Annotated in this window: 3 protein-coding genes; all 3 read right to left on the bottom strand. The window is 59.6% G+C overall.

Going from position 1 to position 16,047, the window contains the following annotated elements; translation table 11 throughout:
• Positions 1-78: 78 nt before the first annotated feature.
• The 3 genes from ACKPCU_RS11860 to ACKPCU_RS11850 all read right to left on the bottom strand — a co-directional run bounded on the left by ACKPCU_RS11860 (position 79) and on the right by ACKPCU_RS11850 (position 16,039).
• Positions 79-12,219: a VCBS domain-containing protein gene (locus ACKPCU_RS11860; protein ID WP_321346910.1), complete on the bottom strand. Its 12,141-nt coding sequence runs from the start codon at positions 12,217-12,219 to the stop codon at positions 79-81.
• A 197-nt stretch (positions 12,220-12,416) separates the two neighbouring features.
• Entirely contained in the window at positions 12,417-13,871 is a 1,455-nt protein-coding gene (locus tag ACKPCU_RS11855) for an HlyD family type I secretion periplasmic adaptor subunit (protein ID WP_321346908.1), read from the bottom strand.
• On the bottom strand, positions 13,868-16,039 hold the full coding sequence (locus tag ACKPCU_RS11850) for a type I secretion system permease/ATPase (RefSeq protein ID WP_321346906.1): 2,172 nt from the start codon (positions 16,037-16,039) through the stop codon (positions 13,868-13,870). The genes ACKPCU_RS11855 and ACKPCU_RS11850 overlap by 4 nt, the downstream gene beginning before the upstream one ends.
• Between the last annotated feature and the right edge of the window lie 8 nt (positions 16,040-16,047).

Raw genomic sequence — 16,047 nt, 5'->3', positions numbered from 1 at the left:
TCTGCCTGCCCGAAGGTCGGTACTACAAGCTGCGCCATCCCAATGAACCTGGGGTGGCGCAGCCTGCCATCAAGTGGATTACTCCACCAGCACGCCCTGCGCCACCTCCAGCACAACCGTTTGAGAAGAGACTGTTGCCGTGTAGACATCGTAACCAGCCACGCTGGCCCCGGCATCCAGAGTCCAGCCGCTGGAGGCATTGAGTTCAACGCTGTCCACGCCGGCACCATCACCATCAATACGCAGCGTATTGCGGGCATCAGTCATATCAAACACGTCTTCCGCACTCAGGCTGGCAATGCTGTTTTCGCCGTTGCCTGTCAGATCAATGGCTTCGATATTCCGCGCCGAACCACTCAGCTCACTGCCGGTGACCGACTCATCAAAGCGTAGCTGAATGGTGTCGTCTTCCCCTCTGCCATTAATCAGCGATCCAGTCCACAGCAGCTGGTCGTCACCGGCCGTACCGTATTGCGGCGTAATGTTGGTAGTGATTTCAGCCCAGGCAGCAGACTCCTCGTGGGTCCATGCCGAGGTATCACCATTCTCACTCTCGACCGTCTGGGCTCGCACCTGAACCTCACCCAGAGCATCGACACTCTGCACGAAGCCCAACCGACTTACCTCGTCCTGGGTCAGTCCTTCCAGAGTGTAAACGCCGTCGGCGTAGCTGACGTTCTCTGTACCACTAATCAGCACACCATCCAGATAGAACGCCGCATGCTCTCCCATGCCCTTGAATTGCAGATTGATGGTTTCTATCGACGCGTCAGTGGCATCAACCTGCTCGATGTCTCTCATCTCGGCGTTCAGGTTCAGCTGGATAATCTCACCCTCGTTGCCGAAACTAGGCGTAGGTGTGAGTACCAGCCCCTCGGCCACAGCCTCAACGGTAAGAGAGAACCCCTGCTCGGTTGCAGTAATCTCGCTTAGGCTGCTTTCCTGACTATTTACGATCAGGCGCAGTTGCTCCAGCGTACCACTCCAGTGGGCTGGCGGCAGGATCCCGATAAATGCGGGAAGTTCTCCGTCGCCCAACAACCAGGTATTGGTGCCATCACCAGCGCTGCCAGCGTTGCTGCCAAGGCTGGCCAAGGTGGCATCGGCGGCGCTGTCACCCACATACACCAGGAAGCCGTTGGGCAGACCGCTCAACAGAATTGTCCCGACCGCCTCCGAACCGTCTGCATCTACCAGACCGCCATCGGTTACGTTCAGTTGAATAACATTTGACTTGTTTGCGGTGACCTGCCCAAACGTATTCTCGGCGCCAGTGGTGTCAGCAACGGAAAAGTCGTAGCCGCTGTTGACCGGTTCAACCGTTGCCGTCGCCGTTGTGGTTGTGGTCTTGACCACACTGGAGTCCAGCTCCTGACCCCGGGAGATGACAGAGAGGTTGATCGAACCACTGACATGCTGGTCCACCGGGGTGTAGCGCAAGTCGACGCTATTTCCGCCGGCAGCGACATCGATCACGTAGTAGCTGCCGTCCGGTACACCGCTCACGCCGCTCACACTGGTCAGCGTCAGCGGATTGCCAGACGAATCCTGCAGCACACCGCCCTGCATCGCCGTCGGCTCGTCCAGCGTTAGATAAATATTGCCATCGATCAGCGTCCAGTTCGGATCATCTGCCGGGTTGGACAGGTCGATACTGATCTCAACATCATTACCCTCGGCGACAGCCGGCGCGCTGATCAACACGTCTGCGTCATCAGTGACAGGAATCACCGACTGCTGCATCGTAATCGCGGCTTCGGCGCGCCCGCCGGATGGGACGTAGGTGGTCAATTTGGCGTCGTAGACAAAATCGCCGTCATGCTTGTTCCAGTCAGCCGGAGGCGTCACCACAATATTGTCGAGCAGCGTCTGCAGCTCAGCGTCCCCGCCGACTCCCGATGCAGTCCAGACCTCCTGCCCGTCGATGACGGTCAAGCGCATGCCGGACACGGTTGTGCCCGCTGGCAAGTCGGTCAGGGTGACAGTGAAGCCGTTGTCGGTTACGCCGTCCTCAATGCTCGCATTGATACCCTCACCCAGCGAAAACGCGGTGTCCTCAGTCGGCTCGAAAGCACTTTGCTCCCATTGCTGAATCTCTGCGGGCTGCGCTGGCTCGCCTTCAGCGAACGTCGTACTCAGGCTGACGCTGGTGCTGTCACTCAGCTGCTGGCCGTTGTTGGCGTCTTCGGTGATCACGGTAACGGTTATCTGGTGATCATCCAGGCCGCCGGCGCGGGCCTGCACCCTCAAGGTGACAGACGGGGTAAGCTGGCCGTTAAACGCCGTTTCCGGCACCAGCATCCACTGACCGTTCCCCAGATACTCGCCATTCTCTACGATCACACCGTCCGGCACATTGTCGAGAAGAATGCGATTAAGTTGTTCGCTGCCATCATAGTCGCCGCCCTGGTTAGCAATGTTCAGCTCAACAACGACGTTTGCCGGCGCCGCCAGACTGGAATCAGCACCAGAGGTCACCGTCAGCACCGGCTGGTCGGTAATCGGGTTGACCGTGATGCTGTAGGAATCGTCGGTAGAACTCTGAACATCGCTCACTGTGCCATCTGCCGCCGGATCGGTAATCAGATAATGGACATCGATTTCAGCAGAGCCGCTCCAGTTCTCGCGCCCCTGGGCGTGGATACTGTTGAGCGCCTCGCCAGACAGTTTGTACCAACCGTCTTCCAGCGTGATTCCCGGTAAACCGTCCGACACAGCCTGTGCCAGGGAAACACCACCAGAGCCGTAGGTCAGCGTAAAGTCAGTGGCACCATCTACATCCAATGCGCTCAACCACACCGCATCCAGCTGCTCATCGGTATCGCCGTTCTGATGTTGAATACCGAATGACAGTGCCGTACTGACATCTTCATCAATGGAGGCGGTCAGGTTAATACTCGCTTCCGGTGACGGTTCTACCCTCACGCTGACAACATGCGGATCAGTCAACGAGTCGCCGTCGTTCTCCGTCGTCACTGCATACAGATCAAACGACGCAGTACCGTTGAAGTTCGGCGGAGTGACCAGCACCGCGGTCTGCAGCTGCGCCTCCGTCAGTGACCAGACTCCGTCGCCTATCAGCGTCCCGCCGATCAGAGTGAAGCCAGCGGGCAGGTTGCTGACTTTGAAACTCAGGACTTCTGAACCATCGCTGTCGGTCAACGAAGCGCCGGTAACCAGTTGATTGAGCGGCACCCCTCCATTTGCGTCGACATCCGCTTCTTGAAAGCTCTGGTCCGCCGGATCGACGATAGTCAGTTCCGCTGAGTCTGCCACGCCTTTTGGTGAAACCAGAATATCCAGTTGATAGGCAGAAGACTCGCTGACATAGGGCGAGTTTAGGTCGCCCGGGATAGTCAGGGTATCAACCGAAACCGTATCAACCGTCAGGGTAAAGGGCTCATTACTGTTCGGTGGCGCGGTAATAGTCATGGCCCCGCCCTTGGCCGGGTCAAAGTCGTCGATGGCAACAGACCAGGAACCGTCTCCCGTCGATACGATGCTGAAACCGGCCGGCAGACCGGTCGCATCCTGAGTCAGCGTAATACCGTCGTAGACCAGCGTGGTTCCGTCCGGAATTGCCGAAATGGTGACATTGAATGTTTCTGACGGGTCAGAGCTGCTAGGCCGAATCGACAGCGGCATCGCCTCATCTTCCAGCCCCCTGACATGCGCAGTTACTGTGGTTGTCGCAGTATCGGCAACCGGTGCAATAAAGACGTTGGTCAACACTGCGTTACCGCTGACAGCCTCGTTATAGCTCAGCGCGGCCAGCTCGGCAGGTGACAACTCATCAACGTTGCGGCCTGCCAGATCATCCTCATCGTAGTCTCGCGTAACGGCTTGAACATCAATCGAGAAGGACCCGGAGAAGTCCGGTGCGGCCTTGAATTGGAGGGTATTCAGGTACTCGACAGGCACTTCGATCGGGTCGCCGCCGTAAACCTGTGTTACCCAGGTTGTACCGCCATCAGTTGAATAACGGAAACTGGAACCGATAGCGTCGGTATTTGAGCCGTCACCAACAACCAGCTCAGGCGTCAGCAGCGCGAACACCTTTTCACTGGCGCTGTCTTCATTGCTCCAGTTGTCAGCCAGGTTAAATCCTGACTCCTGCCCCAGGGAGAACCAGGCGTCTTCAGCGCCAGGCGTTAGATAGTCGTGACCAGGCGTCAAAGTGACATCGTTGCCACCTGCATCGTTGGAGTCGGTGTCGACAGTCTCGGCAACCGGAGTAACCTGAACCTCAAGTTGAATGTCAGTGAAGGTCTGGTTAGCCGGGCCGACCGCGCCGTCGTTGCTGTTGTCGCGAACCGAAATATCCAGCGTCAGAGTAGTGTCCAGGCTACTGTGGTCCGGTGCTTTGATGGTGTAGGACTTGTAATCACCTGAAAGCACATCTGCCGGGTCAATCACCAATTGGCCGCCTGACGGCGTCAGCGGATTGCCTTCGTGATCTTCGATGACCCAACCGGCCGGGATATCCTTGATGGTAATGCCGGTAAGTTCTTCAGAACCATCGGTATCGCCCGGCGAAACATTGGCCAGGAAATTGACCGCCGTGTCTTCAGGGGTCGTTACCCCTTCCACATCCGGCGCATCGGCCACCGGGTCAACCTGCAGGTTCAGGGTGACCGAATCCTGCTCCACCACCGGTGCAACACCAGCGCTGTCATCGTCCCGGTCTTGCGACTTGAGGGTGACGGTGACCGCTACCGCAGCGCCACTGTAGTCCGCTGGCGGCGTGATATCCATCTGCGGCAGCCCGGTAGCGCTGGTGGAAAGCCCGCCCGCTGGCACAGTGACCACCGGATTGGCAGCAGTCACCACAATCACGCCGTCGGCAGTGGTTACGGTAGAGCCTTCCGGCAAACCGGCGATCTCAAACCAGCGCTCCTCGCTGCCATCAACATCAGGCAGGCTATTCCCATCATTGTCGGGATATTCAACTTTCAGCGCCGCCGCAAGATCATAGGTGCTGTCTTCATTAATCGACAGCGAGCGGGTATCGGTATCGTCAGCAAAACTGAGCGACACAGGGTCGGTTACAGCTGCAACATCGACGACAACGCTGGTCGACGATTCGGCACCAGCAACACCTGGTATCGGCGTTCCCGTGTTGTCTACCTCATAGCTGGTAACGCGCATCTCAACCGTGAAATTCTCATGCGCGTCCTCGGGGGGCAGTACTTTCAGTGCCTCGAACTGCTGCTGCGTCAGGGTGAGGGTGTTGCCCGTTATGCCGCTAATGTGTGTGCCATCACTGATCACAATCGTAATCGCATCACCGGTCGACTCGTATAGCAGTGCGTCACTGTTGCTGGCATCCAGCAATACAGCACCTGCCGGGATACCCGAGAGCGTTATCACTCCCAGCAGCTCCGGGTTGTCGCCGGCAACTCCCGCACCGTTCTGGTCACCACTGTCGACAACCGCCGGCGCGTTCAGGCCAAGCGCAACCGCGACGTCCTCGCTCGTGGTAACGGTAGCCGCATCGGTACTTAACTGAGGCGCATCGGCAACCGGTGTGACGTTTACAGTAACCGTTACCGAGGCGATATCAGAACCGTTAACCGTCTCATAGCGGAAGCTGTCCGCCCCATCGTGGTTGCTGTAATTTGGCTCCGGCACGAAGGTGATACTGCCATTGGAGTTAACCGTGACCGTGCCGAAAAAATGCTTGTCCGCGACGTCTGTACCGGCTGGATAACTGTAGCTGACGCTGCCGTCACCGTTGGTAGTTGCCGTCAACGGGACGCCATTGACGTCATAAACCGTTGTATTTTCAGGGTTGGCATCAGCGCTGGTGTTAAAGGTATTGGCTGCGTTGCCGGCTAAGCTGTCTTCGTCAACGGTAATGCTCTTGCTTGTGACCGGAGCATCGTCTTCGACGGCAATCACAAAATCACCGCTGTCGTTGTCACCGTCGCCATCCACCACGTCATAGGCAAATGGCAGATTCAGTGACGTCGCGCCGCCATGGTTCAACGGGCGATTTAGCGTAAAGGTGTAGGAAGCATCGCTGCTGCTGGAATCGTTGATAGACACAACAAAAACCTGATCGCCAGCGCTACGGCCGTCCCCGCTGAACGCCGTGAGGGTGTGACCATCAGCGCTAATGACGTACTGCAGCATGACTGGATCACCAGAGCCGTCATAGCCGGCACTCAGCCCCAGTGCCTCAAGGGTGGACTGATTGGCGGCGAAGGTGACATCAGCGACACCGCTGCCGGCCGTGTTGTCTGCCCCGACCCGCACATCCAGATCACCGGAAACGCTGGTCGGTGCTCCCCCTTCGCCTTCCCGGCTACCGCCGGCCAAACCCGCCTCAGTGACCGAGGCGTTCTCAGCGGTGCCAACAGAAGGGGCGTCATCGACGATGTTGATCTGCAACTGGTCTGTATGGCTCGCCCCGCCCGCATCCGTTACAACCGCAGTAATAGCATCAATGGCGTTATCATCTTCGCCAGCCTGCTCATTGTCATAGGGACGGTCCAAGGTGTAGCTGTACTGCAGCTCCGCTACGGTGGGGACGCCACCAACGGAATCGGTAGCAGACAGCCCAGTCAGGGTTAACGTCCCGTACGGCGTGGTGATCTGCTGTGGTGTCGTACCGAGGCTTTGCAGTTGCGCAAGCGTCAACGTAACCGCGTTTGCGCCGTCACCAAGAGTCACACTGGCGAGACCATCAGCCGTGTTCAGCTGGATCGAACCGGCAACCGCAGCCGACTGCATGCCGGGACCGTCGGTGGTCAGGCCTGATTCGTATACCGTCGCATCACCAGCGGCCTCGATACCCGTGCCACTGCCGTTATCATCGTTAGGGGTAAGCAGCGGCGCACCGTCGGTGTTGCCATTAATGGTGATGGTCAGGGTGGTAGTGCTCCAGTCACCATCGGCATCCTTGATGGTGTAGCTGAAGGTGTCGGTCAGGCTGTCGCCGTCTTTCAGCGCATTAACATCGGCATTGCTGTCGTCCAGCACATAGCTGTACTCACCGTCGCTGCCCAGCACCAGGGTGCCGTAGCTGCCAGTAACACTGCTACCGACCGAGCCGCTCAGCTCAGTGGTCACGGTGCCGGTGGATACACCGGTGACCGTGGTGGCATCGGCACCCAGGTCATCCTCACCACTGCCAGTGTTGCTGATAACGTTGCCCGTCGCGGGCGTGCCCGAGTCTTCGTCAACGCTGTTGGTATCCGCGTTGGCCTCGGGCGCGGTGTCGGTAACCAGGATCACCAGATCACTCGGCGCGGTGCTCTCGTCAGCATTGTCGGTGACGATGATCGGGAAGCTGTCGGTGACGCTGTCGTCGCCCGCGCTGTGATCCTTCGACGTGCCGCTCTGCTGGTAGCGGTAGGTCACCTCACCGGTGGTTTCATTAAAACCGGTCAGGGTCAGTTGCCCTTCGCTGCCGGTGATATTGACCGGCGTGGTGCCCAGATTGTCCAGCTGCTCAGCCGTGACGGTGATACCACCCACGCTGATCTGCTTCAGGCCATCCGGGGCAGTCACGGTAAAGGTGCCGGTGACCGGTGTCGTCGCATCCTCGGCGATGCTGTTGTCACCCACCTCGGCGCCATTCAGGTCACTCACGCTCACGCCCGGTGCACCATCGGTGTTGCCGTTGATGGTGATGGTCAGGGTGGTAGTGCTCCAGTCGCCATCGGCATCCTTGATGGTGTAGCTGAAGGTGTCGGTCAGGCTGTCGCCGTCCTTCAGCGCATTGACGTCGGCATTACTGTCGTCCAGCACATAGCTGTACTCACCGTCACTGCCCAGCACCAGGGTGCCGTAGCTGCCCACTACATTGCCGCCAACGGCGCCGGTCAGTTCGCCGCTGGCAGTACCGGTAGTGACGCCGGTTACCGTAGTGGTGTCCGCGCCAACATCATCTTCACCACTGCCGCTGTCGCTGATGACGTTGCCCGTTGCGGGCGTGCCCGAGTCTTCGTCAACGCTGTTGGTATCCGCGTTGGCCTCAGGCGCGGTATCGGTAATCAGGATCACCAGATCACTCGGCGCGGTGCTCTCGTCAGCATTGTCGGTGACGATGATCGGGAAACTGTCGGTGACGCTGTCGTCGCCCGCGCTGTGATCCTTCGACGTGCCGCTCTGCTGGTAGCGGTAGGTCACCTCACCGGTGGTTTCATTAAAACCGGTTAGAGTCAGTTGCCCTTCGCTGCCATTGATCACCACTGGGGTCGTGCTCAGGTCAGCCAGTTGCTCGGCGCTGACGGTCTCGCCGCCTACACTGATCTGCTTCAGACCATCCGGCGCGGTCACCGTAAAGGTGCCGGTGACCGGTGTCGTCGCATCCTCGGCGATGCTGTTGTCACCCACCTCGGCGCCGTTCAGGTCATTCACACTCACGCCCGGCGCACCGTCGGTGTTGCCATTGATGGTGATGGTCAGGGTGGTGGTGCTCCAGTCACCATCGGCATCCTTGATGGTGTAGCTGAAGGTGTCAGTCAGGCTGTCGCCGTCCTTCAACGCATTGACGTCGGCATTGCTGTCGTCCAGCACATAGCTGTATTCGCCGTCGCTGCCCAGCACCAGAGTGCCGTAGCTGCCAGTAACACTGCTGCCAACCGAGCCAGTCAGCTCAGTGGTCACCGTACCGGTGGATACACCAGTGACCGTGGTGGCATCGGCACCCAGGTCATCCTCACCACTGCCAGTGTCGCTGATGACGTTGCCCGTTGCGGGCGTGCCCGAGTCTTCGTCAACGCTGTTGGTATCCACGTTGGCCTCAGGCGCGGTATCGGTAATCAGGATCACCAGATCACTCGGCGCGGTGCTCTCGTCAGCATTGTCGGTGACGATGATCGGGAAACTGTCGGTGACGCTGTCGTCGCCCGCACTGTGATCCTTCGCCGTACCAGTTTGCTGGTAGCGGTAGGTCACCTCACCGGTGGTTTCATTAAAACCGGTCAGGGTCAGTTGCCCTTCGCTGCCATTGATCAGCACTGGGGTCGTGCTCAGGTCAGCCAGTTGCTCGGCGCTGACGGTCTCGCCGCCCACGCTGATCTGCTTCAGGCCATCCGGGGCAGTCACGGTAAAGGTGCCGGTGACCGGTGTCGTCGCATCCTCGGCGATGCTGTTGTCACCCACCTCGGCGCCATTCAGGTCACTCACGCTCACGCCCGGTGCACCATCGGTGTTGCCGTTGATGGTGATGGTCAGGGTGGTAGTGCTCCAGTCGCCATCGGCATCCTTGATGGTGTAGCTGAAGGTGTCGGTCAGGCTGTCGCCGTCCTTCAGCGCATTGACGTCGGCATTACTGTCGTCCAGCACATAGCTGTACTCACCGTCACTGCCCAGCACCAGGGTGCCGTAGCTGCCCACTACATTGCCGCCAACGGCGCCGGTCAGTTCGCCGCTGGCAGTACCGGTAGTGACGCCGGTTACCGTAGTGGTGTCCGCGCCAACATCATCTTCACCGCTGCCGCTGTCGCTGATGATGTTGCCCGTTGCGGGCGTGCCCGAGTCTTCGTCAACGCTGTTGGTATCCGCGTTGGCCTCAGGCGCGGTATCGGTAATCAGGATCACCAGATCACTCGGCGCGGTGCTCTCGTCAGCATTGTCGGTGACGATGATCGGGAAACTGTCGGTGACGCTGTTGTCGCCCGCGCTGTGATCCTTCGCCGTACCGGTTTGCTGGTAGCGGTAGGTCACCTCACCGGTGGCTTCGTCAAAACCAGTCAGGGTCAATTGCCCTTCGCTGCCGGTGATATTGACCGGCGTGGTGCCCAGGTTGTCCAGTTGCTCGGCGCTGACAGTCTCGCCACCCACACTGATCTGCTTCAGGCCATCCGGGGCAGTCACGGTAAAGGTGCCGGTGACCGGTGTCGTCGCATCCTCGGCGATGCTGTTGTCACCCACCTCGGCGCCATTCAGGTCACTCACGCTCACGCCCGGTGCACCATCGGTGTTGCCGTTGATGGTGATGGTCAGGGTGGTAGTGCTCCAGTCGCCATCGGCATCCTTGATGGTGTAGCTGAAGGTGTCGGTCAGGCTGTCGCCGTCCTTCAGCGCATTGACGTCGGCATTACTGTCGTCCAGCACATAGCTGTACTCACCGTCACTGCCCAGCACCAGGGTGCCGTAGCTGCCCACTACGTTGCCGCCAACGGCGCCGGTCAGTTCGCCGCTGGCAGTACCGGTAGTGACGCCGGTGACTGTGGTGGTGTCCGCGCCAACATCATCTTCACCGCTGCCGGTGTCGCTGATAACGTTGCCCGTCGCGGGCGTGCCCGAGTCTTCGTCAACGCTGTTGGTATCCGCGTTGGCCTCGGGCGCGGTGTCGGTAACCAGGATCACCAGATCACTCGGCGCGGTGCTCTCGTCAGCATTGTCGGTGACGATGATCGGGAAGCTGTCGGTGACGCTGTCGTCGCCCGCGCTGTGATCCTTCGACGTGCCGCTCTGCTGGTAGCGGTAGGTCACCTCACCGGTGGCTTCATCAAAACCGGTCAGGGTCAGTTGCCCTTCGCTGCCGGTGATATTGACCGGCGTGGTGCCCAGATTGTCCAACTGCTCAGCCGTGACGGTGACGCCGCCCACACTGATCTGCTTCAGGCCATCCGGGGCAGTCACGGTAAAGGTGCCGGTGACCGGTGTCGTCGCATCCTCGGCGATGCTGTTGTCACCCACCTCGGCGCCGTTCAGGTCATCCACACTCACGCCCGGGGCACCGTCGGTGTTGCCGTTGATGGTGATGGTCAGGGTCGCGGTATCTTCCCCCCCTTCTCCGTCCGAGATTCGATAGGTAAACACCTCGGTCAGGGTATCGCCATCCTTCAGCGCATTGACCAACGGATTGTCGTTGTCGAGCACGTAGGAATAGGAACCATCGGCGCTAAGAACCAGCTCGCCATACTGCCCTGTTACCGTAGCGCCGACATTGCCGACCGGGTCGCTACCACTTGCGCCGGCCTCGACGCCGACTACCAGCAGATCATCCCCGTCAGGGTCAGAATCCGCTGCGGCCGATCCGTTGTCGGCACCTTCGCCAGTGATCACATTGCCAGCCGTTGCCGGGCCATCTTCAGCGATGCTGTTGGTGTCGTCTGCGGCAGTGGGCGCCGGGTTGGTCACCGTCCAGGCCAGCTCATGAGTCGTGGCGTTTCCAGCAGAATCCGTGGCAACAATGGTCACCGTATAGCGACCATCAGAACCGTCACCGCCCTGGCTGGCAGAGTTATCCAGCGAGCCGGTAATACGTCCACTTTGCGGGTCAAAGCTCAAGCCGGGTGGCAACCCTTGCACCTCGTAGGAGATCGGCGAACTGTCACTGAAATAGCTGTCAAGCTCCAGATCAATAACGTCGGTATCTGCGTCCTCTCGCTCAGAAACCAGCGGCTCCGGCGCGATGTTGTCGACGGGTTTGTTGTCGTCACTGGAAGCACTATTGCCGTTGTCGACCGACACAGTGGCCTTTACCACCACATCGGTTTGACCAACCGCTACCGGCACTTCAACTACGACGCCATCAAGCAGATCCTGCTCGGTAACCATGCGCTCGAGCAGCACGTTGTCGTCACCGTCGGTCACCACCAGCTTGTCACCTGCACGCACCTGGTCATCCAGCGTCACCAGTGCCGAGACGGTGCCATCGCTGCCGATCTCAGCTGCATTGTAGATACCGTCTTCCCCGGCCCCCTGCAGCTCCACATCAACTCCGGGGCGACGCGCGGGCAGCCCCTCACCATGTTCGTCCCCACCTCGATGCTCACGCCAGTCATCGATATCACGAGGATACGCCGGATAGCCCATATCCAGCGGACGCAGAGTCTCCTCAATACGTGCTACGGCGAGCGGCGAAAGCCCATCTGACTCAATGATCTCGGCAATCCGAACCAATTGAATGAACTTGCTGCCCTGCAGCGTCACTGGGACATCGGCGGTCGGTTCACTGCGGGCCGCGGTACCCGTCTCGGCAGTCAGGGACTCTATCGGCTGCAGCGATTGGGGAGATTGCGGCACGGACACCTGTGCAACCAGCTCGGAAAAGTCTTCCACCGGCATGCTTTGCTCGCCGACGAAGCTGATCACCTGGTTGTCGCCAAAGTCGACATCGACCTGCGCGCCGGGTTCGACAATCAGCGTTTCGCTGGCAAGTAGACGATCTCCCGCTTGCAATTCCCTGCGCGCGCCGCCAGAGGCCAGAGCCCAAGCTTCACCAACAAGAGTGACGACAGTAATCAGCGTGTTCATAGTGACCTCATTTTCATGTCCCTGGCCGCCCAACCCTCGGGCGCGCACTTGATTGCATTCCATCCGGACGCAAAGCGCCGGTTAAAAACGATGCGGCGTTCGGCTGTTTTCCAACCGATAGCAAACGGCTTTGCGGTCAGCGCGGCACTGCAGTCCAGCCCGCACCATCCCGAATCACGGCACCGCCGAGTGAAGCCTCAGCGTTCACTCAGCGCATTCCCTTTTGCCCGCAAAATGGGTTTAAGCAGATAGTCGAGTACCGTTCGCTTGCCGGTCATGATGTCCAGCTGGACAGTCATTCCTGGTATCACGGCAAAGCGTTGGGCAAATTCGTTGTCTGTGGTCACCGCGCGCACCAGGTAATAGGTGTTGTCGCGATCATCGGTAATGCTGTCGGCGCTGATGTGCTGCAGTGAGGCAGACATGCCGCCGTATATTGAAAAGTCATAGGCATGCAGCTTGATCGTGGCAGGCAACCCCGGACGCAGAAAGGCAATGTCCTTGGGCGCGATATTCGCTTCCACCACCAGCCGATCGTCACTCGGGACGATCTCAAGCACAGCATGCCCCTGCTGCACTACCCCGCCGATGGTGTTGTACAGAATCCGCTGCACTGTGCCGTTGACCGGCGAGCGAATCTCCGAGAACTTCACTCTATCCGCCAGACCATCCACGTTCTTGCTCAGGCTGCTGCGGGTACTGGTTGCCTCGCTGAGCTCCGAGCGCCACTGATTGCGCATTCCCAACTCGACCTCGGAAATTCGCGCGGCGGCCTCCTGAATGCTGGCCTCGATCTGACGCAGCTTTGCTTCGGCCTGTCGACGCTCGCCATTTGCCGATGCTTCGTCGCGCTCCAACCGCAGGATATCCATCTCGGACACCGCACCTGTCTTCAACAGTGGCCGGGTTACGCGCAGTTCGCGAGCAGACATCTCCTGCGCCTGACGCGCAGCGTGCAGGCGAGCGGCAACTTCATCGCGCTCGCGCAAACGCTGGCTGCGCTGCTCCTCGGCGATCTGCAAGCGCTTTTGCAGCTCATCCAGGCTGGACTGGTAGTAATCCAGCTCCTGATCCGCCACCAACTGCTCGGCCGGCGTCAGTGGCGCGTCGTAGCGCGGTGCATACTCAGTCCCATCGACCAGCGCCTGAAGGCGTTCGATCTTGGCACTGAGGGCGAACATCTTCACCGCACCTTCCTGAAAGCTCGCCACAAAGCGCGTCGGGTCGATTCGCACCAGCAAATCGCCTTTACTGACCTGATCACCTTCGCTAACCAAAACTTCCTCAACGACCCCGCCGTCGACAGCCTGGATAACCTGCAATTGCTGCGAAGGAATAATCTTGCCTTCGCCTCGGGTGACTTCATCAACACTGGCGAGTGACGCCCAGACCAGCAACCCGATCAACGCCAGAACAACCGTGTACAAAAGGCCACGGGCGCGCAGCTCTCGCTGGTCTGCAATGCTCTGGTCGGCAGCAATACGCCAGTCGGCAGAAAAGCTGGAAAACCCGGCGAACAGCGGACGAAACAGCCGGTCAACCCAGCCACTGCCCGCCGCAGCGACGACCGACAGGCGACCAAGCCCGTCGAAAGCCTGCTGCTCAACGGAGCCCTCTACCGACTTGGAGGTATCTACGTCGCGCGCGCTCATCGTGCTTTCCTCTGAATGGCACCGCGATTAAGCTCTTCAAGGACCGCCTGCTTTGGACCGTCCGCCACGACGCCGCCCCCATCCATGACAATCAGCCGATCAACCATGTGCAGCAGGCTGGTGCGGTGGGTAATCAGCAGCAACGATTTGCCACGCGACAGTTGGCCCAGCGCACTGCTGACGTGATTTTCCATCACGCTGTCCATCGCGCTGGTAGGCTCATCGAGCAACAGAATGGCGCTGTCTGGCATCAGCGCACGCGCCAGCGCAACACCTTGCCGCTGGCCACCAGACAATCGGCGTCCGCCTTCACCAACAGGCATGGCCAAACCATCCGCGTGATTGCCGACCAACCCCTTGAGACCCGCGCGCTCTATTGCCTCCAGCAGGCGGGCGCGGTCCGGAGAGTCGATGCCGAGCGTGACGTTGTCGTACACGCTGCCGCTGATCAACTGGATATCCTGCGGCAGATAGCCAATCGCACTGCGCAACTCGGCGATATCAAGCTGCTCGATGTGAACGCCGTCGATAAAAATGCTGCCGGAACTCGGCCGATACAGCCCGAGCACCAACTTCTCCAGCGTGCTTTTGCCCGACCCGGCACGCCCGAGCACGGCCACCCGCTCACCAGCACGAAGATGAAATGACACATCAGACAGCGCCGGCCGGTCTTCTCCTGGGTAGGTAAAGCTGACGTTGCGAAATTCGATTTCGCCTCTCAACCTGGGCCGGCTCAGCACCTGCCGCGACGGATCTCGCTCCTGCTCGCTGACCATGATTCCCTCTAGCGATTGCAGAGCTGTAGCCGCCTGATGGTATTGAGTCAGCAGTGATGCCGCTTGCGATACCGGCGCCAGTGCACGCGAGGACAACATATAGGCGGCAATCAGCGCGCCCTGGCTCATCTCTCCATCAATGACCAGGTACACGCCCACCAGAATCATCACCACCGACACCGACTGCTGTATCCATGCAGCGCCGGTACCGACCGAGCTTCCCAGTAACCGTTGCTTGCCGGAGCAGGCCGAGAGAAAGATTGTGGCCTGCTCCCACATCGCCTGCATGCGCCCAGTGGCATTAAAGCTCTTCAGTATCTGGGCGGAGCCCAGCGCTTCGATCAATCCGGCATTGCGCTGGGCGCTGGCCTGGCTGGAGCTTTCTGCCAGCTTGTGCATCCGCCCCTGCACCGCCAGCGCATAGAGCAGTACCAGCAGAGCCCCGACCAACACAGGCACCGCCATATACACGGAAATCAATCCAATAATGAGGATGAACAGCAGGAAGAACGGCAGATCAATCAGCGCCACCACCACCATGGAGCCGGTGAACGAGCGCACAGACTCAAACGCCTGCACGTTGGCAGCAAAGGAGCCAATGGAAGCGGGCTGCTTCTCCATGCGCATTCCGAGAATGCGTTGCATGATTCTCGACGACAGCACCATATCGGCTCGTTGCGCCGCCCGTTCGACAAACCAGCTGCGAAGCATGCGCAAGGTCAGGTCCGCGCAGATGATCAGAAACGCCCCCGCCGCCAGCACCCAGAGAGTATCGGTCGCGTGATTTGGCACGACCCGGTCGTACACGTTCATCACGAACAGCGGTAGCGTCAACGCCAGCAGGTTGACGAAGAACGCCGCAACCAGCACATCGCGATACACCCGCCGGTTAGCCTTGATCGCACTCCAGAACCAATGCTCATCGGCACTTGGCTGCGCTGCGCGGGCAGGGTCTGGCGCCGGTCGAAAGGCCTTTCGGCAGTATATGACCACCCCGGTGAATATGGGCGCCAACTCATCAAGCGCCAGCTCCTGGCGCTGCATGCCCAGTTCCGGCTGCCGCACCTGGGCGGTCCTGCTGTCACGGTCAATCTGATCGAGCAGGCAGGCGCGATTGCCCTCCAGCAACAGCACACAAGGCAGTAGCTGGGTGTTAATTCGCCCCAGCGGCTGGCGTATCAGGTTGACTGAAAAGTCGAGCCGGTCAGCAGCGCGCTCAAACAGCGAAGGTGACAATCTGCCGCCTTGCAGCGGCAAACCGTCTACCAGTGCACCACGAGTGGTAGCAATGCCCTGATCCGTCGCCAGCGCCAGCAGGCAGGCACTCAGCGGATCATCTACCTGAGGATCAGGCGCATCATGCGCAATCTGAGCGCCGCTTGGGGTCTGCACGATAACGA

Origin of the sequence: Halopseudomonas oceani, from assembly GCF_963677335.1 — a bacterium.
In the GTDB taxonomy this organism is placed as follows: Bacteria; Pseudomonadota; Gammaproteobacteria; order Pseudomonadales; family Pseudomonadaceae; genus Halopseudomonas; species Halopseudomonas oceani.
The sequence above is the reverse complement of the archived record's forward strand: the minus strand, read 5'-3'. Positions and strand labels throughout refer to the sequence as shown.

What these genes read in the sequence shown, in the direction of transcription:
- ACKPCU_RS11855 (WP_321346908.1), bottom strand. Translation starts at nt 13,871, where the DNA reads ATGAGCGCGCGCGACGTAGATACCTCCAAGTCGGTAGAGGGCTCCGTT.
- ACKPCU_RS11860 (WP_321346910.1), bottom strand. Translation starts at nt 12,219, where the DNA reads ATGAACACGCTGATTACTGTCGTCACTCTTGTTGGTGAAGCTTGGGCT.